The 26,964-nt window shown below is 36.5% G+C and carries 13 protein-coding genes; 8 read left to right on the forward strand and 5 right to left on the reverse strand.

Translation table 11 applies throughout. The annotated features are described in order from the left end of the window. The first annotated feature begins 10 nt into the window (after nucleotides 1-10). The 6 genes from ACLI50_RS06675 (at nucleotide 11) to argS (ending at nucleotide 12,707) form a co-directional block, all read left to right on the forward strand. The gene (locus ACLI50_RS06675; protein ID WP_343643106.1) at nucleotides 11-1,441 is read left to right on the forward strand and encodes a SusD/RagB family nutrient-binding outer membrane lipoprotein; all 1,431 of its coding nucleotides are present in this window, start codon (nucleotides 11-13) and stop codon (nucleotides 1,439-1,441) included. Between the two features lie 289 nt (nucleotides 1,442-1,730). Further along, the gene (locus ACLI50_RS06680) at nucleotides 1,731-4,730 is read left to right on the forward strand and encodes a SusC/RagA family TonB-linked outer membrane protein (RefSeq protein WP_411413421.1); all 3,000 of its coding nucleotides are present in this window, start codon (nucleotides 1,731-1,733) and stop codon (nucleotides 4,728-4,730) included. Nucleotides 4,731-4,742: 12 nt separating this feature from the next. Then, complete coding sequence (locus ACLI50_RS06685; protein WP_343643108.1) at nucleotides 4,743-6,167, forward strand: SusD/RagB family nutrient-binding outer membrane lipoprotein; 1,425 nt, start codon at nucleotides 4,743-4,745, stop codon at nucleotides 6,165-6,167. Between the two features lie 365 nt (nucleotides 6,168-6,532). Next, nucleotides 6,533-9,451, forward strand: a complete 2,919-nt coding sequence (locus ACLI50_RS06690) for a SusC/RagA family TonB-linked outer membrane protein (protein WP_411413422.1) — start codon at nucleotides 6,533-6,535, stop codon at nucleotides 9,449-9,451. 2 nt (nucleotides 9,452-9,453) lie between these two features. Then, nucleotides 9,454-10,818: a SusD/RagB family nutrient-binding outer membrane lipoprotein gene (locus tag ACLI50_RS06695; RefSeq protein WP_411413423.1), complete on the forward strand. Its 1,365-nt coding sequence runs from the start codon at nucleotides 9,454-9,456 to the stop codon at nucleotides 10,816-10,818. Nucleotides 10,819-10,946: 128 nt separating this feature from the next. Next, complete coding sequence (gene argS, locus ACLI50_RS06700) at nucleotides 10,947-12,707, forward strand: arginine--tRNA ligase (protein ID WP_411413424.1); 1,761 nt, start codon at nucleotides 10,947-10,949, stop codon at nucleotides 12,705-12,707. A gap of 125 nt (nucleotides 12,708-12,832) precedes the next feature. Here the strand turns inward: argS and ACLI50_RS06705 are convergent, their stop codons facing one another. The 5 genes from ACLI50_RS06705 to ccoN all read right to left on the reverse strand — a co-directional run bounded on the left by ACLI50_RS06705 (nucleotide 12,833) and on the right by ccoN (nucleotide 24,607). Next, on the reverse strand, nucleotides 12,833-13,774 hold the full coding sequence (locus ACLI50_RS06705) for a YihY/virulence factor BrkB family protein (RefSeq protein WP_411413425.1): 942 nt from the start codon (nucleotides 13,772-13,774) through the stop codon (nucleotides 12,833-12,835). A gap of 1 nt (nucleotide 13,775) precedes the next feature. Further along, nucleotides 13,776-16,103: a translocation and assembly module lipoprotein TamL gene (gene tamL, locus ACLI50_RS06710; protein ID WP_411413426.1), complete on the reverse strand. Its 2,328-nt coding sequence runs from the start codon at nucleotides 16,101-16,103 to the stop codon at nucleotides 13,776-13,778. Further along, nucleotides 16,103-21,130, reverse strand: a complete 5,028-nt coding sequence (locus tag ACLI50_RS06715; RefSeq protein ID WP_411413427.1) for a translocation/assembly module TamB domain-containing protein — start codon at nucleotides 21,128-21,130, stop codon at nucleotides 16,103-16,105. The genes tamL and ACLI50_RS06715 overlap by 1 nt, the downstream gene beginning before the upstream one ends. 290 nt (nucleotides 21,131-21,420) lie before the next feature. Further along, nucleotides 21,421-22,308 carry a cbb3-type cytochrome c oxidase N-terminal domain-containing protein gene (locus tag ACLI50_RS06720; protein WP_110008128.1) on the reverse strand — a complete coding sequence of 296 codons (888 nt, stop codon included), beginning with the start codon at nucleotides 22,306-22,308 and terminating at the stop codon, nucleotides 21,421-21,423. Between the two features lie 19 nt (nucleotides 22,309-22,327). Beyond that, nucleotides 22,328-24,607 carry a cytochrome-c oxidase, cbb3-type subunit I gene (ccoN, locus tag ACLI50_RS06725; RefSeq protein WP_202841345.1) on the reverse strand — a complete coding sequence of 760 codons (2,280 nt, stop codon included), beginning with the start codon at nucleotides 24,605-24,607 and terminating at the stop codon, nucleotides 22,328-22,330. Nucleotides 24,608-24,791: 184 nt separating this feature from the next. On the opposite strand from ccoN, the gene ACLI50_RS06730 reads away from it, so the two are divergent. Both ACLI50_RS06730 and ACLI50_RS06735 read left to right on the forward strand, forming a co-directional pair. Then, nucleotides 24,792-25,085, forward strand: a complete 294-nt coding sequence (locus ACLI50_RS06730) for a helix-turn-helix domain-containing protein (RefSeq protein WP_202841343.1) — start codon at nucleotides 24,792-24,794, stop codon at nucleotides 25,083-25,085. A 281-nt stretch (nucleotides 25,086-25,366) separates the two neighbouring features. Then, the gene (locus tag ACLI50_RS06735) at nucleotides 25,367-26,785 is read left to right on the forward strand and encodes an amino acid permease (protein ID WP_411413428.1); all 1,419 of its coding nucleotides are present in this window, start codon (nucleotides 25,367-25,369) and stop codon (nucleotides 26,783-26,785) included. Nucleotides 26,786-26,964: the final 179 nt, after the last annotated feature.

Raw genomic sequence — 26,964 nt, forward strand, 5'->3', positions numbered from 1 at the left:
ATTTATTAAAATGAAAAAGTTTAAAAATATATTATACGCTGGAGGTGTTGTTGCTTCGTTATTATTGTTTAACTCATGTCAAAGCGATCTTACCTCTCTGAATGAGGATCCCAAGCACCCTTCAACTGTACCAACAGGGAATTTATTGGCAACAAGTATGTTTCAAGGATTCTATTATATGTATACGGGTAGTGTAAACTTTAATAATTATCGTTTTTTTACGCAACAATGGACAGAGACAACCTATGTACAGGAAACCAATTATAATTTGACTACTAGAGCTCAGCCAAGAAATCACTTCAGAAGAATGTATGTTTATACATTAGCACCTCTTGAGCAAGCTAAAAAAGATCTTCCAACAGAGATTAATGCTGATGCTGATGTAGTTAATAACAAATGGGCTACTCTAGAAATTGCTTCCATTTTTGTTTGGGAAAATATTGTGGATACATTTGGTAATGTACCTTATAAAGAGGCTTTGCAAGCAGAAACTATTAAATCTCCAAAATATGATGATGCTAAATCAATCTATCTTGATTTAATAACGAGATTAGATGCAGCAATAGCAAAAATTAATAAGACTAAAGCTGGATACCCTGAAGATCTTGTTTACAAAGGAGATATGAATAAATGGGTTAAACTTGCCAATTCAATTAAATTAAGATTAGCAATTAATCTTGCAGATGTTGATCCTGCAACATCAAAATCAGTAGCTGAAAGTGCTATCAGTGGTGGAGTAATTGATTCAAATGATAGCTCTTATTCATTGAAATTTGATGGAAATACTTTTACAAATCCATTATTTGATGATTTAGTAGCTTCAGGGAGGAATGATTTTTTACCATCGGATGTTATTGTAAACCCAATGAATGCTAAATCAGATCCAAGAAGAGGAGCTTATTTTACTCAGATTGGAGGAGCTTATAAGGGGGGTGTCTACGGTACTTTAAACACATTTTCTAATTTTTCTCATGTAAATCCTACTTTTTTAACAGGTAATGCTCCTGCAAATCTATTAAGCTATACTGAAGTTTTATTCCTGAAAGCTGAAGCTGCGGCAAGAGGATATAATGCAGGAGGAACAGCAGCTGGTCTATATGCTGCAGCAGTTACTGCATCTATGACTGAAAATGGAATATCTGCAACTGATGCTGCAGCTTACATCTTAGCCAATCCATATAATGCAACAAACTGGAAACAATCTATCGGATATGAAGGATGGGTTGCTATGTGGAATAATCCTTTTGCTGCTTGGAATTTTGTGAGAAGATTAGATAGTCCTGTACTTACTGCTCCAGCATCATCTTATATTGGGGGGATGCCTTACAGGATGCCATATTCTGATCAGGAATATGTAGTCAATAATGCTAACGTTTCAGCAGCTGCGAATGCAATTGGAGGAGATAAAGCAACAACAAAACTTTTCTGGGATAAAAATTAAAACGTATTAACAACATTCATATTATACCGCCTTCGGGCGGTTTTTTTTATTTAATAATATCATTTATTTAGCAATTAAATTATTTTAAGTGCTTAAGTTGATTGAAATATTTTTGTTAATTTGTTAAAACTATAGTATTTTATTTGTATATATCTTTTTTTTAATTTAAAATTTTTGTTAATTAATAGTTTTTACTGCTTGTTCGTGATAAATTTTTATTTTTTTTAACATTTTTATTTGAATTATTGAATATATTCGACAAATTTGTACGGATATAAAAATAATTGATATGAAGAAACTAACAACAAGTCTTCTTGTTTTAGTATTGACTTCCTCTATGGCAATTGTAAGTGCTCAGGAGAAGAAAGATACAATTAAAGCAAAAGAAATTGAAGGAGTGGTAGTCACTGCACTTGGTATTAAAAGAGAAAAAAAATCTTTGGGGTATGCGTCGCAGGAAATTAAAGCAAGCGCTTTGTCAGACGGGACAACAAATACAGGAAATATTGCAGCGCAATTATCAGGTAAGGTGGCCGGTCTTAATGTTACTACAAATAACAACTTTGGAGGATCTTCCAATTTGGTTATAAGAGGGGTGAAGTCGCTTGCCGGCGGAAATCCGTTAATTGTTATTGATGGATCACCTGTTAACAACACCAGTACCCGGGAAAACTCAATTGATTACGGTAATGCTCTTTCTGATATCAACCAGGAAGATATTGAATCCATAAACGTATTAAAAGGAGCAGCGGCTTCAGCCCTTTACGGTGAAAGAGGGTTAAATGGAGTAATTGTTATTACAACTAAAAATGGAAAAGGAAAAGATGATGGTTCTTGGGGTGTGACGTTTTCCTCAGCAGTACAGGTAGGATTTATTGATAAGTCTACTTTTCCTGAATATCAGACAAGATATGGTGCCGGTTATTCTCAAAAATTCGGTACACAGGCTTCTGATGGTTTGAATAATGCGAATTTTGGAGCAGATGCTTCATGGGGCCCTAAATTTGATCCTAATTTATTGGTATATCAGTGGGATTCATTTAATCCTTTATCCCCCAATTATCAAAAAGCAACTCCTTGGGTGGCCGCTAAGAATGGACCGATTAAATTTTTCGAAAATCCAGCCTCATATATTAACAGCGTAACTTTAGAAAAAGGGCAAAAAGGAAAAAATATTAGTTTTACCTATGAAAATATGATGTCCGATGGGTTAATACCTAACTCTCATCTTAATAAAAATAATTTCTCTTTAAAGATTAATTATGATCTAACGCCTAAATTGCATTCGTCTTTCTATTCAACAATAACTTTACAGGATACTAAAGGTAGGAGTATTACGGGTTATTCAAACAATATAGCTACCGGTTTCAGACAATGGTGGCAGACTAACGTAGATATTGATGCTCTGCAAAACTTATATTTTGCAAATGTAGATCCAAATGTAGCCAATGCATCCAATAACTTTGGTAATGTTACCTGGAACAGAAAGTCTGCAGCAAATGGAGCACCTGCATATTGGAACAATCCATATTTTCAGGCCTATCAGAATTATTCTTCAGACAAAAGATACAGGAATTTCACTTATGGCCTGGTAACATATGATCTGTTTGATAATATTTCTGTTACCGGAAAAGTTTCATATGACAGATCAAATCTTATAGCAGAAACTAGATTGGCAGTTGGTTCTTTGCCTCAGGCTTTTGGACAATCAAATAACACCATTGGTTCTGGATATGGAAGACGAGACATACTGCAGACAGAGACCAACTATGACTTAATGGTGAATTACAAATTTGATATCACGGATAATATTAACCTTTCCGGAGTTGTAGGAGGAAATATACGTCGAAATTATTATAATTCAGTCTATGCATCAACAGAAGGAGGACTAATTGTACCTGGGATTTATGCCCTATCCAACTCTAAAAAGGCACCACTAGCTGCAGATGAAACTGAGTATACAATACAAACTAACTCATGGTACGCAACAGCTTCCTTTGATTTTTATAAAAAATTCTATTTAGATGCAACATTCAGAATAGAAGAAACATCAACCCTTTTAAAAGGTAATAATGTTTTTAACTACCCTTCTATTACAGGATCGTTAATTATGTCCGAAATTCTAGATACTAAAAGATGGATGAATTTCTGGAAAATAAGAGCAAATTATGCTCAGGTTGGAGGATCTGCTGCTTCTTATCAATTATTTAATAATTATAGACCTGCTGGAATTTTATCTAATCAAGGAATTTATAACTCTATTTTAAATCAACCTTACCCAGGTCTGCAACCGCAAAAGGCCAATGAATTTGAAGTCGGAACTGAAGCACATTTCTTAAAAGACAGAATAACGGTTGATTTCGCCTATTATAAAACAAGAACTACTCCTCAGATACTTTCTCCACTTCCTACTTCTGCAGCTATAGGATATACAGGTAAAATATTCAACGCTGGTAGAATTGATAATAGCGGGGTTGAAGTACAGCTAGGACTAGTGCCAATAAAGACAAAAGATTTTACTTGGAATATTGATGCCAACTGGTCAAAAAATCAAAATAAAGTAGTAGAATTATATCCGGGAATTAATAACTATCTATTAAATAGTTTTCAGGGTGGGGTATCTTTAAACGCCAGAGTTGGTGAAGCTTGGGGAACATTGATTGGTGCTGATTATACCTATTTAAATGGACAAAAAGTTATCGATCCTAAGACAGGAAAATATTTACAAAACCCAAATCAGGTGATAGGTAATACTACCCCGGACTGGATTGGAGGTATTAGAAATAGCTTTAGCTATAAAGGTTTCTCTTTAAGCTTTTTAATTGATATGCGTAAAGGAGGGGATATATTCTCAACAGATATGTATTATGGATTGTCATCCGGTCTGTACAAAGAAACAGCTGAAGGAGATTTTAGGGATAAACCTATTGTTTTACCTGGTGTTCTTCCTGACGGTACTCCAAATAATATTGGATTATCACCGGTTGATAATAATGGTTCTCCCGGATACAAAACCCGACCAGCAAGCGAATTTGTTTATGATGGATCTTTTATTAAGCTTAGAGAAGCAAGTATTGGGTATATGCTTCCAAAATCTTTACTGGCAGGTACCAAGATTTATGATGCCAAGATTTCAATTGTAGGTAGAAATCTGTGGATAATTCATAAAAATTTACCATATGCTGATCCTGAAGCCATGGTAGGCGGCGGACTTAGCTCTTATGGATGGTCAATTGGTTCCATGCCTACGACAAGAGATTTGGGTATCAATGTTACATTTAAATTCTAAATTACTTTAAAAATGAAAAATATTATAAAAATAAGTTTGGCGTCTGCATGCATTGGGTTGGCTTTAAGTTCATGCCAAAGTGATTTGACTTCTCTTAACGATGACCCTAAACATCCATCAATCCTTCCGTCTGACAATTTATTAGCTACTGCCTTATATCAGTCATCTTATTATATGGATAACCCCAGTGTGAATTTTAATAATTACAGATTCTTTACACAACAATGGGCAGAAACTCAATATCCGGACGAAACTCAATATAATTTAGTAACCCGTAATCAGCCTCGTAATCATTTTAACAGAATGTATGTTTACAGTATTAATAATCTGAAACAAGCAAAGGTTAACCTGGTAAAAGAAGTAGAACCAGATGAAAATGTTAGAATCAATAAATTGGCTACTTTAGAAATTGAAGAAATATTTATTTGGGAAAATATCGTGGATACTTATGGAGATGTTCCTTATTCTGAGGCTTTCAAACCTGATGAAATATTAACCCCTAAATATGATGATGCCAAGACTATTTATCTTGACTTGATCAAAAGAATCGATGCTGTTACGGCTACTATAAAACCTGCAGCTACCGGTTATGGAGATCTGGTTTATGGAGGTAATATGACCAAATGGAAGAAATTTGCAAATTCTATTAAATTAAGATTAGGAATAAATTTAGCAGATGTTGATCCTGCATTGTCAAAAACTACCGTTGAATCTGCAATAGCCAGTGGGGTTATTTCTTCTGACGACGACGCTTACAAATTTAAATATGACGGCGGAACTTTCTCAAATCCGGTATTTGATAATTTAGTAGCATCAAATAGAAATGATTTTTTGCCTAGTGAATTAACAATCAATACTATGAGTTCTCTTTCCGATCCAAGAATGGATGTGTGGTTTACCAAAGTAGGAGGAGTATATAAAGGAGGAGTTTTTGGAGAGCTGAATGATCCATACACTAACTTCTCTCAATTAAGCTCTTATTTCAGAAGTGCTACTGCAGCATCCAACCTTTTTAGTTATGCGGAAGTAGCCTTCTTAAAAGCAGAGGCTGCTGCAAGAGGTTATTCAGCAGGAGGTACAGCAGCAGAGCTTTATGCAATTGCAGTGAATGAATCTATGAGGGAGAATGGTGTAAGCGCTACTATTGCAGATGCATATGTGCTTGCACATCCTTATAATCCGGCAAACTGGAAACAGTCTATAGGTGTACAAGCTTGGATTGCTATGTTTAACAAAGGATTTGCAAGTTGGAATTTTACCAGACGTTTAGACTATCCGATTCTTGTGAATCCTCCGAAGTCAAATTTATCTTCTGTACCCTATAGAATGCCTTATTCTGATCAGGAGTATGTGCTAAACGGAGATAATGTAAAAGCTGCGGGTACTAAAATTGGCGGAGATAAGGCTACAACAAAACTTTTCTGGGATAAAAATTAACACATATTTTATTAACATTCATATTAAATTAAACCGCCTTCGGGTGGTTTTTTATTTGTGCAAATAATGTTTTTTTAAATTTAATATCATTTAGAAATGGATTTATTTAGAAAATAAAAAACGTATTTTGTGTATTCTATGTATAAACGTCAGATTTATATGGTATTATGTCTGGATCTATGTTAATAGTATCAATCGAAATATTGATGTTATTTTTTTTATTAATTTTCTTAATTTTTATGTAATTTTTTAATTTTTTTAATTGTTTTTGCTTTCTTTTGTTGGTTTATTTGTTATTTTTTAATTTTTTTCTTGCTGAATTGTTAATTAAAATACAATTTTACGGGCTAAAAATTAATTTTGATATGAAGAAACTAACAATGAGTCTGCTTGTTGTAGTATTAACTTCTTCTGTTGCTATTGTAAATGCCCAGCAGAAGAAAAAAGATACTATTACACAGACAAAAGAGATTGAAGGTGTTGTGGTAACCGCACTCGGGATTAAAAAGGAGAAAAAGACAATAGGGTATGCTACATCACAAGTAAACGGAGATGATTTAAAAAAATCAGGAGAGGCAAATATTATTCAAGGCTTAGCAGGAAAAGCAGCCGGGATTCAGGTTACAGGTTCATCTGGTACTCCGGGAGCATCAAGTAAAATTCTGATCAGAGGTCAAAAGTCAATTAATCTTTCAAGTCAGCCTATTATTGTCTTAGATGGCCAGATCATTGATAACTCTGTCAATAATAATGCGGGGCAGGGCAGTAATCTGGCTGGAGTAGATGACTCAAACAGAGCTATTGATATAAACCCTGATGATATTGAGAGTGTATCAATTTTGAAAGGAGGTGCAGCAGCGGCACTATATGGAGAAAATGCCAGAAATGGTGTAATTATTTATACAAGCAAGAAAGGGAGAAAAAGAAAAGGAATTGGGATTGATTTCTCCACAGCTGTATCTTTTGATATGATTACCCGCTTGCCGAAACTTCAAAATACTTATGCCGCCGGAACTAATGGAGTTAATTATATTGCACCTGCTCAATATGGCTCTGATGGTATTCCTGTCACAGGGGGAACCAATCAAAGTTGGGGACCCTTAATTTCAAGTGTATCTGGTTTGAAGGCCTATGATAATGCTAAAAACTTTTTTGAGACTGGTACTGCACAAAATTATAACCTGGCATTTTCAGGAGGCGGGGATTATGGTAATTTCAGAGCTTCATTTGGACATATTGATCAAACCGGGATTATTCCAAATACTTCGCTTAAAAAAACAAGTTTTGGTGTAAATTCTGAATTTAAATTAACCGATAAGCTAAAAGCTGGAGCTGATGTAAAGTTCTCCAATACAAATGGGGTAAGAGCTCAGAAAGGGAGTAATATTGCTGGAGTAATGTTGTCTTTACTGAGAACACCAGCAACTTATGACCTTAGAGATTATCAGACTGTACAAGGATATAATAAAAATTATTTTGCAGCATATGACAATCCATATTATACAGTATACAATAATCCATATAAAGATGAGACAAATAGGTCCATTATCAGTGGTTATTTAACATATAATTATAATAAAGCTTTGAATGTATTGTTGAGAGCGGGAGTAGATACATATACAACCCATGCTCAGCAGAATTATTCATTCTCAAGTAATGGTAATTCAACAGCTGACCGAACAGGCCAGGTCGTTGTAGACATTTATACACAAAGTCAATACAATTTAGATTTGATCTTTAGTGGATTAATTAACTTTACTGATAACATTAATTTGAATTATAGTTTTGGGGGGCAGATAATTTCTAAATTTGGAAATGATCAATATACTCAAGGATCTACAATGTTGGAACCTAATCAATTCAACCTTTCTAATTTTACGACTTTTGTCTCCAATAATACAGATTTTAAACAAATTAAAAGAGGGATATTGGCTTCGGCAGAATTAGGATTTTATGACCAATTTTATTTAACATTAACAGGAAGAAATGATTGGAGCAGTACACTGCCTAAACAAAATAGTTCCTATTTCTATCCTTCTTTTTCAGGATCTTGGCTGTTTAATAAGACATTAAATTTACCAAACTGGGTTAATTTAGGAAAAGTAAGAGTAGCTTATGCGAAAACTTTTGCATCTGCTAATCCTTACAATATTGTTAACACTTATGGAACTCCAACTTATTTTGATACATTTGGTCCGCAATTAACTTCTCCATATATGGGAGTTGGTGCCTATGGACTGACTACCATTGCGAAAAATCCAAATTTAAAGCCTGAGCGAAATGACGAATTTGAAGTAGGTTTAGAATTAGAATTATTTAAAAGGTTACGCTTAAATGCGAGTGCTTACAAATCAACCAACTATGACCTACTTATCCAAGCTCCAGTTGCACCGTCTTCGGGATTTCAGAATTATTTTACCAACGGTCCTACAGTTGAAAATAAAGGTATAGAAGTAGAATTAGGGTATGATATTCTTAAAAATCAAAACTTTAACTGGAGTGTAAATCTTAATTGGGCTAAAAACGTAAATAAAGTTGTTGAAATACAAGACAATTTAAATTTTTCTAGTGAAGGAGGTGATTTCTTTTCTGGAAATGTTGTTCCTGCCATCATTAAAGGTGAACCTTTGGGAGTATTTTATGGTACGGCTTGGAAAAGAGATTCGGCTGGGAACTTAATTATAGGATCTGATGGTTTACCATTAGTTTCAGCAGAATCTCAAATTATTGGAAACCCTAATCCGGACTGGTTAGGAGGAATCAGAAATAATTTCAGTTATAAAAACTTGTCTTTAAGTTTTTTACTGGATATTCGTAAAGGTGGTGATATCTGGAACGGAACATTAGCGAGATTGCATAGATTAGGAATAACCCAGACTTCTGCTGATGATAGGTCAGCAATGTATACAATACCAGGCGTTACTGAAACTGGTGCTCCTAATACGAAAGCAATTAATAACAAACTGTATTATTCAAGCTTTTTAGGAGATGGATCTGGTAGTGCAAATGAACAACAGATGGAAAGAGATATAAATTGGCTTAGGCTAAGAGATGTAAGTTTATCATACAATTTTGGTAAAATGCTATCTAATACTCAAACTCTATCTTTTATAAGAGATGCTCAGATTACTTTTTCTGCTAGAAACTTATTTTTAATTACTAACTACAAAGGTGTAGACCCGGAAACATCTATTGCCGGTGCAAGTTCAAATACTAATGGATTTGATTATTTCAATAATCCCGGGACGAGAAGTTATACACTATCCTTTAAATTTACTTTCTAATTATGAAAAAAATAATATACATACCTATAATTATTGCCGGATTATTTCTAAATTCTTGTCAGCATGAGCTAGATACATTTAATGAAAATCCCAATAGTCCTACGCAAGTTACATCTCCTAAAACTTTATTTACAGGTGCAGCAGTAGGAACAATTAATAATTCAACAGGTAATTTGACAAGACAAATAAGTTTGTTGACTCAGCATACCAATGGTAATCTGTTTCAGTCATTAGATTATACTAATTATTTTTTAACAGAACTGGATAATGAAACAGATTGGTCTAATATTTATAAGACTGGAGTAAATCTTCATCAGATTATCACTCAGTTTGGGGATAAATATCCTTATTATTCAGGGATGGCTAAGATTTTATTAGCCTTAAATATGGGGTATGCTACTGATACATGGGGTGATGTACCTTTTTCAGAAGCGTTTCAAGGAGTCAATAATTTCTCTCCAAAATATGATTCTCAGCAAAATATCATTTCTCAGATTCAAAGTTATTTGGATAGTGCAATAATAGATTTATCAAAACCTGAAAATGCTAATTTAGGGTTACCGGCAGGTGATGATATCTTTTATGCAGGAAATATAGATAAATGGAAAAAATTAGCCTATGCCATTAAGGCAAGATATGCATTAAGACTAACTCAAAGAGAAGGAAGTACTGTAGCAGCTCAGAAGGCTTTAAACTACTTGCAAAACTCGTTTACTTCCAGTTCAGATAACTTGGTGGCTCGGTTTGATGGAGGAAATAATCAAAATCTTTGGTTTGCATTTAATAATCAAAGATCAGGTTATATGTCTATGGGAAAATATTTTATAGATCTTTTAAAGAATAGTAGTGATCCAAGGCTACCTCATTATGCAGGATTAGATGCATCCGGGGGATATTCCGGATCAGCTCCGGAAGATAGCAACACAGATGCTTCTCCTTTTGGGAGTTACTTTGCAGGAAGTGCAAGTACATCGAATATAATATTTAGCTATAGTGAAATTAAATTCATAGAAGCAGAAGCACAATTCAGACTTGGAAATACTGTAGGTGCTCAAGCTGCCCTGAAAACTGCTGTAAGTGCATCTTTGATAGATGTTACTGGTACTGATAATCCTGTCTTTGCTACTACAGCTTCAGCTGCAGTAACATTACAGAATATAATTACTCAAAAATATTCTTCCCTGTTTACCACAATGGAGCCTTATAATGATTGGAGACGTACAGGTTTCCCTGTATTAACGCCTAATCAGAATAGCCAATCTAAAAAAATACCTTTGAGATTAATAACTCCTAAAGCTGAAAGAACATTAAATAATAATGCAGCAGTCGTGAGTGATGTAAGTATACCCGTTTGGTGGGATAACTAGGACCATTTAAATTTTTAAACCGCCTTCGGGCGGTTTTTTTATTTCCGTATATTTGTAACTCAGATTTTGAGCTGAAACAGACTGTAAAAATGTTTCAGCGATAAGCATTAAAAAGAGAATTTAGAAACATGAATATTAAAGATATTATAGAACAAAAACTTTCGGAGATCATTTTAAATGTATATCAGTTAAAAGACATCAAGCTGGAAGTTCAGGAAAATAAAACGGAATTTGAGGGTGATTTTACTATTGTTACTTTCCCGTTGGTCAAACAATTGAAGAAAAATCCTGAGAGTATCGGGGTTGAATTAGGTGAAGCGTTAACAGAACAGACGGAACTTTTCGAAAGCTTTAATGTAGTGAAAGGTTTCCTGAATGTTAAAGTGAAAAACCAGCTGTTTGTGGACAACTTCAGATCTGTAAGCAAGAATTTTTCCACTATAGAAAAGAAAAATGCTACGGTAATGGTAGAATATTCTTCACCGAATACCAACAAACCATTGCACTTAGGGCATATCAGAAATAATTTATTAGGATTCTCAGTTGCTCAGATTTTAAAAGAGGCTGGATATGATGTAATCAAAACCCAGATTATCAATGACAGAGGTATTCATATCTGTAAATCTATGCTGGCATGGGAGAAATTCGGGAACGGAGCAACTCCTGAAACAACCGATACCAAAGGCGATAAATTTGTTGGAAACTATTATGTAGAATTTGACAAAAATTATAAAAAAGAAATTGCAGAGCTTGTAGCACAAGGGGTAGGAGAAGAGCAGGCTAAAAAAGATGCTCCGGTAATGAAGGAAGCTCAGAAGATGTTGTTGGATTGGGAAAGTGGAGATGAAACAGTGAGAGCGCTTTGGGCAGAAATGAACTCATGGGTTTACAAAGGATTCAATGAAACGTATAAGAGATTAGGTGTTGATTTTGACCAGGTTCAGTATGAAAGCAATACGTATATTTTAGGAAAAGATCTTATTCAGGCTGGGTTGGATAAAGGCGTTCTGTATCAGAAAGAAGACGGTTCTGTTTGGTGTGACCTTACAGATGAAGGGCTTGATCAGAAGCTGTTACTTCGTTCAGACGGTACTTCAGTCTATATGACTCAGGATCTTGGAACGGCAGTTGAGCGTTTTAAGCAAAATGATATTCAGAAACTGATCTATACTGTAGGAAACGAACAGGATTATCACTTCCAGGTTTTATTTAAGATTCTTAAAAGACTGGGGTATGAGTGGGCAGATCAGTTATTCCACCTTTCTTATGGTATGGTTGAACTTCCTGAAGGCAAAATGAAATCCCGTGAAGGAACCGTTGTAGATGCAGACGACCTGATGGCAGAAATGCATGAAACGGCAAAATTAAAAGCTATAGAACAGGGAAAACTTGAAGGTCTTTCAGAAGAAGCAAAAGTAGCTTCTTATGAAATCATTGGAATGGGAGCACTCAAATATTTCATGCTGAAAGTGGATCCTAAGAAAAAGATGTTGTTCAATCCGGCAGAAAGTATTGAATTTAATGGAAATACAGGACCGTTTATTCAATATACCTACGCTCGTACGCAGTCTTTGCTGGCAAAAGCAGATTACCAGTATAAAGAAATATCGGATGTAACTTTAAACCAGTATGAAAAAGAACTGATTATGCTTTTGACCAGTTACAAAACAATTGTTGAAAGAGCAGCAGATGCATTGAGCCCGGCCCTGATTGCCAATTATATTTATGATCTGGCTAAATCTTATAATTCGTTCTATCAAAGTAATATTATTCTGAAACTGGAAGATGAGAATTTAAAACAATTCCGTTTAAATATATCAGATCTCACAGCAAAGACGATTAAAAAATCGTTGGAACTCTTGGGAATCGGAACCGTAAACAGAATGTAAAAATAGAAAGAAAGCCTCCTGAAAAATTTCAGGAGGCTTTCTTTCTATTTTTTATATATCAATAATCTCGCATCAGAAATATCCCGGATCTCAAAATCTCGCAACCCGAACCTCGCAACCCAAATTTACATTTTATCACTACTTTCACCCTGCATCTGTTTCAGACTATCCGCGTACAACTTAGCAGGAGTCCATCGTGCATGTTTGGAAAGAACTACTTTATAGCCCTTTTTGTAGGTATACACTTTAGTGAATTCTGCACCAAAGAATATCAGCATACACGAATAATTGATCCACATCATAATCAGAATAACTGTTCCGGCAGCGCCAAAGGCTGAAGTAGGTTTTACCTGGTTAAAATAAAGACTTAATAAAAATTTTCCGAGGGTAAATAAAACCGTTGTCAGAAATGCTCCTTTCCATACCGGTTTCCAGCTGATCAAAACATCAGGCAGTACTTTAAACATTAAGGCAAATAACAGCATCACAAGGCCAAAACCTACGGCGAAATTGACAAATTCTACCAGCATATAGGTCTCAAAACCGAAATACTGGGTGATAATTGTATTAAACAGGCTGATCAGAGAAGATAAAATCATGGTGATCATCAAAAGAAATCCCAGAATAAGAATCATTCCTAAAGAATTCGCCCTGTCCAGTAAAAATTTCACTAATGCCTTTTTGGGAGCAGCTTCTACTTCCCAAAGTGTATTTAATGAATGTTGCAGCTGAAAGAAAAGCGTAGTAGAACCGAAAACCAATGATCCTACCCCTACTGCCTTCATAAAAATATTCTTTTTGTCAATCAAAGCACCGGCGAGCATACCTTCAATACTTTTAGCCACATCCGGTCCCATAATACCACTGATCTGGGTGCTGATCTGCCCGCGAATGGCTTCTTCCCCAAAGAAATTTCCAAGTACCCAGATAATAATGATCAATAAACCCGGAATAGAAAAAATGGCATAGTACGCAAGGCTTGCCGAATCTTTTGATGCGGAAGAATTGTTCCATTCTGTAAAGGTGTCTTTCAGAACTTCCCAGAAAAATTTGGCAGTTTTAATCATATTAAAATGGATATCCGATGGCAATATTGAGAACAAGATTATCTTTCCTCCAGCTTGAGTCTCCGAAGTTAATTTTATCGAAGGCCCATCTGTCCCCTTTCTGATAGTAAGGAACTCTCAGTGGCATGGCAAGATCCAGTCTCAAAATCAGGATAGAAAAATCCAGTCTCAGACCTACTCCGGCACCCACCGCAATTTCATTTAAAAAATCTTTTGAAAACTTAGCCCCGGGTCTGTTTTCATCATCATGTAGCAGCCAGATATTTCCGGCATCTACAAAAACGGCAGCATTTAAGAACTTATAAAGATTGGCACGGTACTCTGCATTTAATTCCAGTTTAATATCTCCGGACTGGTCAAAATAAGCACCCGGTTCTATCGTTCTCGGGTCAAAACTACCCGGACCTAATGTTCTCGCACGGAATGCTCTGATACTGTTACTTCCTCCTGAGAAAAACTGTTTGGAGAAAGGAACAAATTCTGAATTTCCGTATGGATAGGCGATTCCTCCGATAAATCTTGTAGCCAATGAAGATTTTTCAGTGAACTTATGATAGAATCTGAAATCATTTTCAATCTTTACATACTGACTGAAAGGAATTCCGAATATTTTCTTTTCCTTATCTTTCTTTACATCAGCTCCGGTAACCAATCCCGTGATATTTCCTGCCAGATCCAGCGTTCCTTTATAATAAACGGTATTGGTCTTTGGCAGCATGGTGTTGGTATAGGTATAAGAATAGGTTGGGCCAAAAATTAACTGTTTATCGACAATTCGCTGCATAGCAGGATTTTTGGCAGATTTAGCTTTATATTCATCTGTAACATTTGCTGGCGATACCAAAGTAATATCAATCACTTTCAGATCATGTTCTTTCCTTGCATTTTCTTTCCACACATATCCGAATGATCCCGTGAAATTATTTAGGGTATAATATTGTGTTCTGTTCTGGAATTCATATCCCAATGTGATATTCGTTCTGGGAACAAATTCACTGGAAGAATGAAAACGGAATGGTGCTACAATTCTCGGAATTGAAAGCTGTACGTTTGTTCCTGCACGGAAAATATTATTGGCATTCTGGGCACCTCCCATCTGGAAATCAAAAGCTCCGTAGATGGCTGCTTTAAACTGTTCTGCGCCTCTGAAGAAATTTCTGTGGGTCCAGTTAAGGTTCAGCTCACTACCCGCATAGTTGGCGGAATTGGTTCTTCCCAAAGCTTCCAGACGGAGCGATTGTACCTGTCTTGGAGTCAACAAATAATACGCATCAAATTTATGGCTTAAAGAATCAGATACAATAAACTCGTTCTTTACAAATTTGAATACTCCCAGACTGATCAATCGGTTCAGGGTAAGATTGTGGTTGGAACGGTTGTAAAGATCTCCTTTTTTGAAATATAAGGCTCTGTCAAAAATCTTCGGTTTGAATTTATGCTGCGGATCAATGACATAAATATCGTCAAAACGATATTTGGAAAGAGAATCTTTATCCATCGGGATGCTGTATTTACCATCTTTTACATCCTGAATATTGTAATTGGGAAATACAATAACATTATCAATACTGAACTGCTGTGTTGCTAAATCAGGAGTGTTATCCTTCAATTTTACATTAAGCTCAACTTTATGATTCTTACTCACCGTACTGTCGGCCTGCACGATAATATTATCAGGATGGAAATAATAAAAACCTCGTTCCTTTAACCTGTTGTCAATTCTTTCTCTTTCTGCTTTGATGACATCCAGATCAAACGGTTTTCCGTTTTTAAGAAGAGTTTTATCCGTAAGGTTTTGAATTTCCTGGTTAACCAGTGTAGAATCTTTCTGGAATTTTACACCGTCTATCAGATATCTTGAGCCAGGCCTTACTGTATAAATAACCTGAGCTTTTTTATTCTTTGAAACCGTATCATAAGTTGCTCTGGCATTAAAATATCCTTTGTTTTCAGAATAATTTTCAATGATATCTTTATTGAACTCACGATCTACATCTCCCAATAATACTGGTTTTTCACCCACTTTGTACTTAAGCCAGTAATTAAAACCTTTGTCTTTTTTAGGCTCCTTGGCTATGTTATAGAAATACAGCTTTGGGCGCAATCCCAGAAATGTAGAATTAGGCTTTGGGGTGAGGTTTGCTTCCAGTGCAGACTCAAGATCTTTTTTTTCTTTCTTGGAAATCGTATCATTTTCAATCTTTACTTTGGCTCCCGTATAGAGCATCTGGCCTTCTTTCAAAAACCTGGTGTTGCTGCACGAGATTACCGTGGATGCCATTCCGGAAACCAACAGATACTTACAATATATATGGAACTTACTATTCATTATTTAAATTCTACCACTTGGTTATTTTGATTTTTTTTCGGCTTCTTCTCTTTAGATTTCTGGAAAATCTCCCGGAATTTGTCATAATCCAATGTAATAATGAATCCAACTCCGGTTTCTATGATCTGTCCCTGAAGTGCTACCTGATATTCATCCTTACGATACGCCCGGAGCATATATCTTCCATCTTTGGAAAGACTGTAATCTACAGAAACGTTACCGGCAATATTGGTCATATTTTCATTCTGGCGTGCCTGGCCTTCCAGTCCGAAATTACTTCCTACCGTTACTTTCAGTCGGTCATTCAACAGTTTTTTGCTGATATCGACGTTAAGATCAGTCCGGGTATTTTTTTCTCCGGTGGAATAATCTTCTGAAGAATCAAGACCAAAATTAAGATCTACTCCTTTAATCAGCCCTGCTGCAAGATTATTCAGCTGCTGGGAAAGGATCTTACTTACACTCTGCCTTGCCATGGTCTCCGCAGACATTCCGGCACCGCTTTCAAATGGATTTTCTCCGATAAAACGGTTCAGAAGCAATAAGGCAAATACCTGTTTGTTCAGCTCAGACTCCTGGGTTCTGATCTGAGCAAGCTTCTGATCAACAACATCTTTTACATTCGTAGATACAGAATTATTTTTCTCATCTGTAGTAATATCGAAAGTAAGCTGAGGTTTCAATAATTCACCTTTCATTTTTAACAAGGCATTAAAAGGAACCCTCTGTTTAAACTGATTCATCGTTGAGGCACTTTCTCCACTGATCTGCTGCTCCACAAGGTCAATAGGCGGAGCTTCTGTTTTATATACGGCGGTAATATCCATTTGAGCCATCGTAGGTTCACCTGTCCATGTAATGGTACTGCCTTTCTGGATGTCAAATTTACGCTTCAGGAAACTCACCGAAAGATCATAGCTTCCTTTTTCCACTTCATATACACCTACCAATGTGGTTTTGCCTGACGGATCTATTCCTCCGGTTAATTCTGCTTCACCCTGAAGCTGTACAAAATCACCATTGGCTTTATCAATGATCAGCGATAGTTTTGCCTCTTTGCTGACTTCAATATTAACGCTTACGTCCATTCCTTTGATACGGCTCTGGGCATTAAGAGAATCGGCTTTGATCGTTTTGTTTAAAACCACCTGATCCTGATCCACAAATTCTACAATACCATCTCTCTCCTGCAGAGAAGGGCTGGATTGAGGCAGAACAAAAGTGAAATCGGTGTTGTCTGCCACGCTCAACCTTCCGTCTACCTTTGGAAGATCAAGGTTTCCGCGGATATGAAGTCCGGCATCAATGGCCAGAATACCATACATGATCGCATCATTGGATTTCTCCGAATTAACTACTTTAAAATCTTTTGCATTTACATTAAGGTTAAAAGCAAAATCCCTATAGGTCTGCGTAAGAACCTGCCCATCCACTACAAGGGCATTTCCGTCTTTATCTTTGATTTTAAATTGATCAAACTCTATTCCCTGACTGGTAAAGTCTATTTCATCACTCAGATGTCTGAAATCACTTCCCGTTTTGGCAATTTCCAATCCGGCATCATTGAATTTTACTTTTCCTAAAATATTTGGTTTGTCACTCGTTCCGGTAATCTTTAAGTTTCCTGAAAGATAACCTTCCGTATTGGTAATGGCATTCATGGAGAATCCCTGAATACTCTTCATCTGAAGCTGATTAATTGCCATATTCAGGTCGAAAGTACTGGAAGAGGTATTGTAATCCCCAAGGATTTTTACGTCATTGTTATTTCCGGAAAGGGCAATATCTGCATTTAAAACCTTCGGTGAAGCATTGTTTACTTTTACAGCAAGGTTTCCGACAGGACTTCCATAGACAATCAGGTCGGAAATATTCAGATCGGAAGTGAAGGTCATATTTTTAGTAATATCCCGAAGCTGTGCTGTCCCGTTAATGGTTCCTCTAGCCAGAACTGTATCTTTTTTGATAAGTTCCGTAATGGTTTCAATCTTGAAATCTTTCAATGAAATGTTCAAAGGGCTGCCTGGGCTGCTGCTTTCAGATTGAACAGCGATTTCACTGCTGCCATTGGAAAGAATGAAATTATCCGCCAGAATTCCTTTGTTGCTGATCTGAATTTTATTGTTTTCTGCAACATTCCAATCCGTATAATTGAGCTTAAGTCCGTTCGGGTTAAGAGATATTTCGGTAATGTCATTCAACGATTTTGCATTTCCTGCAATCAGGAACTGAGTGGCATCTTTCTCGTCTTTTGTAGTAACGTTGTACCGGATGGTATTGTCCGCAACATCTCCGTCAATATTGATTTTATTTAAAGAAAAGCTTGAGCTTTTTAAAGCCGCTACATTAAGGCTGTATTGTAATGCCTGATTTTCATTCGTTACCTTTAAAGCACCTTTTTCAATGGTATTTTCACCATATAATAACCTTGGAATTTGTCCGTCAATTTCAATTTTCTGAGAATCTGCATCATAATTCCCGACAAGATTAATGGTTTCAAAATCTTTCAGATCCGGAACAAATTTTCTGATCAGATCGTCATTTTTAATCTTTGCAGTAAAGTTAAAATGCTGCCCCGGATCAATTTTTTGGCTTTTATCCGGCTTCTGGAACTGATAATACTGATTGACCGTTTGCGTTAAAGCACCAAAAATCTGGGTAAGCTTGTATTTTCCTTTCAGCTCCACATCTGCCACCTGAGAGTTGAAAACAATTTGTGTGGAATCCTGTGTAGAGGAAGCTTTCAGATTAACTTCCTGTACAGGATACACTTCTTTGGTATCCGAGAATGCAAAATCTTTAAGGTTGAGATATCCATTCAGATTATTCGGATCTAAACTAGTAAAATCTCCATCAATTTTTCCGGCAATGATCATCGGCTTTTCATAGAAACCAAGTTTGTTGACATCCAGTTTGATGACTTCTCCATTCACTTTTACCGTAGGATTTTTTTCATCATAAACTCCGGAAGCGGTCAGCTGCAGACTGGCATTCGGATCTTTTGAATCCAAAATCACATGATAAGCTCCTTTTTTGATCTTTCCGGTAAGGTTCATGTTTTGGTAACGATATCCTTTGTAGACTGCGGAAGCAACATGGCCTTTTAAGTCGGCATTGGCATTTTTGAAATCAAAACTTTCTCCTTTGGCGGCAATTTGTGCTGTAACAGGACCAATATCTTTATTCTGAATGATTTTCCCAACCTGTATACCCTGAAGATTGGCTTTCACATCATACAATTCATGATTCTTTCTGCGCATGTCTACCTGAGCGATGATGGCAGCGTTCCCCAAAGTAGAGTAGAGGTTAAGATCTGTATTCACCACTTTCGTTGTTCCTTTTGCATTTCCTTTGATGCTGAAATGGGAAGGAAGCGAAATATTCGAAGGAATTGTATTTTTAGGGACAAGATTGAATATTGTTTTGGCATTGGATGAAAACTCTCCGATTCTCAGATCATAATATAACTGATCCGGATTCATCACATTTTTGATTTTTCCGGAGGCCATTACTCTCAGTTGATCCAAACCTGAAACTTTCAGATCCTGAATTAAAAGATCGTTAACGCTTCCTTTTACATTGGCGTTTACATTCAGGATAGCATTCGGGTATTTATTGAATGGAACCGTATTTCTCAATGTCGGAACCAGATTCAGAATATCGGAAAACCCTATTTTTGAATCTTTGATATTGGCTGAAATTTTTACGGCGCCTAAGTTTGAGCTTAGCTGGTCAATGGAATTATAGTTTAAAATAACCTCATCACGCAATAGTGTTTTTGGAGTCTGCAGATAAAGATCTTTAAGATAAGCTTCCTTTTCAGCATACACAAAATCCGTATTGAACTTCTGAATATCCAGTCCTCTGCCTTCTTTGATTTCCGCCGAATTCACTGTTCCGGCAAAGGTGTTGTTCTCCATCTTGAAGCTTCTCACCTCCACGTTCATCTTTGAAAAATTAAGGTGATTGAAGTCTATTCCCTGTTTAGTGGGAGCGATAGCGGTATTGTTATAATTGACCTTCACATCATTCAGAACAAGTTTTCCTAAAAGCAGTTTCATGGCTTTATCCTGATCGGAAACTTTTGAAATTTCAGGTTCTTTGGTCTTTTTTGGGTTGGCATTCTGAGCGGGAAGATAAAGGTTGGCATTAATGTCTGCCCCCGAAAGAAATACATTCGCTACGTTGAAAGCGTTGTTTTCAAGATCCAGTTTATTAACCTTTGTACTCAGTTCTTTGAAGATAACTTTTGCGAATGTCTTTGTATTTTCATCGCCGTAATCAATGTCGAAATGAGTAAGTATTATTCCTCTTAAGCCAATATTCATAGGCTTTTTTTCATTAAGAGAATCTACTTTTTTCTCCACCTTGTTGGCAACTTCTTCTACAAGTCCCTGCTTTAACTTTAATTTTAAACCGTCGAGATTGATATCATTAACAGCATAGTTGTTTTTGTTAAGATCAAAAGTTTTAACTCTGGTATCGAATGACTTAAAATAGAGCTGAATATCATTCTTCGATTGCTGGTCGTTAAATGTTACCCCAACATCTTTTAAATTGATTTTATCAAGGGAAATAATAAAGGGTTTGGAGGGACTTTCTTCTTTATCACTGGAAGCAAAAGCATCAATGATATAATCAAAATTGAATTTGCCATCCGGTTTCCTCACTACATTGGCACGTGCTCCTTCCATTTCAACAGAAGTAATATCTGCCGTAGAATTAAGAAGCTTCAGCATATGTAAACCTACATCCAGTTTCTTCACTGCCAGAAGAGTATCTACATCCTGCCCTTTGAGATAAAGGTTCTCCATGACAAGGCTGTTCGGGAATCCTATATAGACTCTTTCCAGGCTTACGGGAGTTTTGATTTTTTTCTCAAGGTAAACAATGAGTTTGTCTTTGATGAAATTTTGAACGGCTGGAAGCTTTAAGCTTAGTATCAACAGGGTAAGAAGAACCAATATTGAAATAAAGGTTATTACAATACGCCTTAAGAGTTTTGTGGTGTTGATTTTCAGTTTCAAATGCGATGAGGTTTCTAACAAAGATAACAATACTATTTTACTTGGTCTTTGTTGTGGTACCCTTTGCGAATGCAAAAATCCTGCCTTGGCTGTCTTATTATGGAATTTTTAGTTTGTAGTTGTCAAGTGAATAGTTGAGTAAGACGAGTCAAGGCAGGGATTATTATGTTTAAAAAACGCCCCCTTTTATCATTTTTTAATGTTGAAAAGGTTAGTTAGCAAAAATGAAATTCAAATGTTAGTAGTTGTGAAGGGGGCGTGGCATGGTTTATTGATAGATAATAATAATTTTAGTTGTTTCCGTTCTCCCATTTCACTTCTTCTCCCTGAGGAGCTGCACCACCTTGTGCCGTTGTGATAGGAGCGGTTTCCTGATTGATGTGGTAAATATAAGCGGCAATTTTCTCTGCATCTCTTCCGGTAATGGTTCCTTCTTTAATGAAAGGTCTCATGGTAGGATTGTTCGGAGAGCCGTTTTCAAGCATCCAGAATACATTTTTAAATAAGCTTTTTTCTTTAATATTGATCCAGTGGGTATCGGTAAGGTTCGGACCTATACCTCCTTTTCCTCCGTCTCCGTGGCAGGTCACACAATTTGTTTTAAAAAGTTCCTGTCCTTCGGCAATATTATCAGCACTGTATTTTGCAGATTCCAGATTGATCTGAGGCGCCGTTTTCTCATACTCTTCTATGGAAGCCAGCATGGTTTTTGTTTCCTTCGTGTATTCTGCATCCGGATGGGCATAATCTGTAAAAGAGAAGGCTACCAGATATACGGCACAGAAAATACATCCGAACCAGAATAAGCCAATCCACCATTTCGGAAGCGAGTTGTCCAGCTCTGTAATTCCATCAAAACCATGGTCGATAAGAATATCTTTTTCTTCTGTAGCGCTTTGTTTTTTGAACGCAGAGTTCCATAATTTCTGGTAATAAGGAATCTTTTTTTCTTCCAGATATTGTTTTTTTTCTTCCTCGGATAATCTGTTGAAACTTTCATTTTCTACCAGGTCACCAATCGAATTCATTATCAGCAGCAGGATAATGGCAATTAGTATCAGCGCCCAGAAAAAAGGAGAAGAAAAATATCCTGAATCTCCGGCAAACATTTCAAAGGCCATGATCGTTAAACCTATCGTTGTTGCGATATATATTGAAATGGGGGTTCTCGTTTTCATTGCAGTTTAATTTTAAATATTATTCTACGCTAGCAGTCTGTACCTGTGTTGTTTTGATGTCTGTACCTAATCTCTGCAGGTAAGCAATCATGGCTACAATTTCTCTGTGTTCAAGCGGTACATAGGCAGATCCTTTTGCTGTTTTTTCTTTAGTCATCTGATCTTTTACATCCGTTGCTTCAGAATAAATTCTCTGTACAATTGCTTTGGACTGGTTGTCCGCCCATTGGCTGGCAGAATCTATCTGAGCTTTTGTATAAGGAACATCGAAGACATTTTTCATCAGTTTCATTTTATCCACCATTTGTGTTCTGTCCAGTTTATTACTGATTAACCATGGGAAACGTGGCATAATGGAACCGGCAGAAGTAATTCTTGGGTTATACATGTGTTTAAAATGCCATGAATCCGGGTTTCTTCCTCCTTCTCTGTGAAGATCAGGACCTGTTCTTTTAGATCCCCATAGGAATGGTCTGTCGTATACGAATTCTCCTGCTTTGGAGTACTGTCCGTTTTTCCCTTCAAATCTTACGACTTCATCACGGAAAGGTCTGATCATTTGTGAGTGACATGAGTTACATCCTTCACGGATATATAAGTCTCTACCTTCCAGTTCCAGTGGCGTGTATGGTTTTACAGCAGTAATTGTCGGAACACTTTGCTTCAGTGACAGTGTAGGAACAATCTCCACCAATCCACCAATTGCTACTGTAATGAAAGCTAATACAGAAAGAAGAGTAGGCGTTCTTTCCAGCCAAAGGTGTAAGCCTTCACCTTCTTTTCTTGAACTTCCGATATTGGCTAAGGCAGGAGCTTCTGCAGGAACTTCTTTCTGGAATGAACCGGCTTTGATTGTTTTAATAACATTTACAACCATCAGGATAGCCCCTGAAAGATAAAATAGTCCTCCTAAGAATCTCATTTTATAGTAAGGAATGACAGCTGTTACAGTATCCAGCCAGTTTTTCCATAATAAGGTTCCGTCCGGGTTGAACTGTTTCCACATCAATCCTTGTGTAAATCCAGAAATATACATTGGAACTGCATAGAAGATGATTCCTAAAGTTCCCAGCCAGAAGTGCCAGTTAGCCAGTTTTTTAGACCAAAGAGATGTTCTCCACATAATTGGAACCAGGTAATAAACAATTCCGAATGCCATAAAACCATTCCATCCGAGTGCACCAATGTGTACGTGTCCGATAACCCAGTCTGTATAGTGACCAATTTTATTTAATGATTTTGTAGCGAGTAAAGGTCCTTCGAAAGTAGCCATACCATAGCATGTAACCGCTACTACAAAGAATTTAAGAATCGGATTTTCTCTTACCTTATCCCAGGCTCCTCTTAAGGTAAGAAGACCATTCAGCATTCCTCCCCATGACGGAGCAATAAGCATAATAGAGAACCCTGTTCCTACCGCCTGAGCCCATGCCGGTAAAGCTGTATATTGCAGGTGGTGAGGCCCGGCCCAAAGATATACGAAGATCAGCGACCAGAAGTGAATAATGGATAGTTTGTATGAGAATACCGGTCGCTGAGCTGCTTTTGGCATAAAATAATACATAAGACCTAATACAGGGGTGGTTAATACGAATGCAACTGCATTGTGCCCATACCACCATTGTACTAATGCATCTTTTACACCTGCATATACAGAATAAGATTTCCAGCTTGTGAAAGATAACGGAACTTCCAGGTTATTGAAGATGTGAAGCATTGCTACAGCAAGCCAGGTTGCCATATAGAACCAGATGGCTACGTACAAATGTCTTACTCTTCTTTTGGCAATAGTTCCGAACATATTGATTCCGAAAATGATCCATGAGAATGCAATTAAGATATCGATGGGCCACTCATGTTCGGCATATTCTTTAGAAGTATTGATTCCCATAAGGAATGTAATAACCACACTGACGATCATCAGCTGCCATGACCAGAAATGAATCCATGAAAGGGTATCACTATACATTCTGGTTTTAAGAAGCCTCTGCATACTGTAATAAGCACCGCAGAAAAAGGAATTACATACAAAAGCAAAAATTACGGCACTGGTATGAAGCATTCTGATTCTTCCGAAGCCCATGGCTCCCTGTGTATTGATTAGCCCCTGAATATTACCTGAAGCCAAGCTTTTAATAGTTGTATCATCCGTACCGAATAAAAATTCAGGCAATTCAGGATAAAAAAGCATCAATGCAGCTGTAAGCCCCAGCAGAAATCCTACAAGTCCGAATGCGATAGTCGCATAGAGGAATGCTCTGACAATATTATTGTCATAATTAAATTTTTGCGTCTCCATAAATTCCAATAGTGTTTACCGAAGTGATATTTTCTCTGAAAAAAGGCGTATTTTTAAACCTTTTCTATGTTGAAAATAAATATCATGTAACGTGTGTAATGTTTTGCCAAAGGTATTTATTAACTTTGTTAGAGGCTAATAGATAATCTTCTAAAATATACCGAAAACTACTAAAACAAAAACGATGAAAGTATGTGGACAAAATATCAGGAAAATACGTAGGAGCAAAGATCTTACGCAGGAATATATGGCCTTTGAAATGGGCATTTCCCAAAAGGCATATTCCGATATTGAGAATTCCAAGGTGAAGATCAACCTGGAAATACTGACTAAAATATCTGATATTTTAGAAATCAAGCCATCTGACATCTGCAGTATTTCGCATAAGTGCGGAAACGATGAATATGAAGATAAATACCAAAGTCTGTTGGAATACATGAAAAAGAATAATATTTCCGTTCCGAAAGAATTTTTATAAACCTTAATTGCTTAGATAATTTCTTAAGAATGATCTCTTTTCAAAAAATAGAAAGAGATCATTTTTTTTGATCTGAATGAGATGTTAAATATTAATGTTGACGGGCTAAAATAGAATCTTAACTACAATCGTTAAAACTATTTTTGTAACTGTATTCCGAACTTTATCTAGAATGATGTAAAAAGAAAATATACGGATGAGGCCGAATTCTCAATTTACCCCTGAGAATGTGAATTTCTCTGAAAAGTTTTTATATATTTAGCGACCGAATAATTCATTTAATGAGCAACGAAAATAAAACAGGACAAAACGAGACTTTAGTTAGAGGATTAACAAATCGACATATACAATTAATTGCCCTTGGTGGAGCCATCGGAACAGGGTTATTTCTGGGAATCGGACCGGCAGCAGTACTGGCTGGACCGTCCGTAATTTTAGGCTATGCTTTAGCAGGTATTATTGCCTTTTTTATTATGCGTCAGCTGGGTGAAATGGTCGTTCAGGAACCCGTTTCGGGAAGTTTTAGCTACTTTGCCTACAAATATTGGGGGAATTTTCCGGGATTTGCTTCCGGATGGAACTACTGGATTCTCTATATTCTGGTGAGTATGGCAGAACTTACGGCAATCGGACATTACATCCATTTTTGGTGGCCGGAAATACCACTCTGGGTTTCCAGTTTATTCTTCTTTGTGGTAATCAATGCGCTTAATCTGGCATCCGTAAAAGTTTACGGAGAAACAGAATTTTGGTTTTCCATTATCAAAGTGGTGGCTATTATTGCGATGATTATTTTCGGAGTCTATCTTTTGATAAGTGGGACAGGAGGAGAAAAAGCGACAATTACCAATCTGTGGAATGACGGAGGTTTTTTTCCAAAAGGATTATTTAACAAAACAGAAAACGGATATTCAGGACTATTTGCAGCCATGGCAATGATCATGTTCTCATTCGGAGGACTTGAGCTTATCGGAATTACCGCGGCAGAGGCTAAAAATCCGGAGAAAACGATTCCACAGGCAACCAATCAGGTGATCTACAGAATCCTTATTTTCTATGTAGGAGCGTTGGTTATTTTATTTTCTTTGAGTCCCTGGAGAGATATTACAGAAGGATCCAGCCCGTTTGTAATGGTATTTCAAAATCTGAATGGTCTCGAATTCAACCTTTTTGGGAAAGTGATTCAGTTCAATACATTAATAGCGAATGTTCTTAACCTGATCGTTCTGACAGCAGCGTTGTCAGTGTACAACAGCAGCGTTTACAGCAACAGCAGAATGCTTTTCGGATTGGCTCAGCAGGGAAATGCTCCGAAATTCCTGAAAAAACTGAACAAAAACTCAGTTCCTACCAATGCGATCATTATATCTTCATGCTTCGCAGGAATCTGTATTATCATCAATAAACTGGTACCGGAGAAAGCCTTTGAATATTTGATGGCTTTAGTTGTATCTACACTGATCATCAACTGGCTGATGATATGCTACACCCATTTAAAGTTCAAAAAATCAATAAATGCAGAAGGAATACATTCAAAATTCCCATCTATATTTTATCCGGTATCCAACTATATCTGTATTGCATTTTTAATTCTGATTTTAGGGTTAATGAGTATTACAGGTATGGAAATTCAGGTAATTCTGATCCCGATATGGATTGGCTTTTTGTTCGTGATGTATAAATTATATAAACCGAATTAAATAGTAAAGACATTTAAAAATATGTTTTTGGAAAGGTGAAAATTACAAGATTTTCACCTTTTTTGTTTCTGAAAATTTTTAGCGATACTTTCTAAGTGAAGGAGAAATGCAACATTCATTGAGTGAGTACTTCGTATTTCCGCTTATTTTTCATATATTAGTAAGACGTTATATTTCAA

Origin of the sequence: Chryseobacterium cupriresistens, assembly GCF_046614675.1 — a bacterium.
Lineage (GTDB): Bacteria > Bacteroidota > Bacteroidia > Flavobacteriales > Weeksellaceae > Chryseobacterium > Chryseobacterium cupriresistens.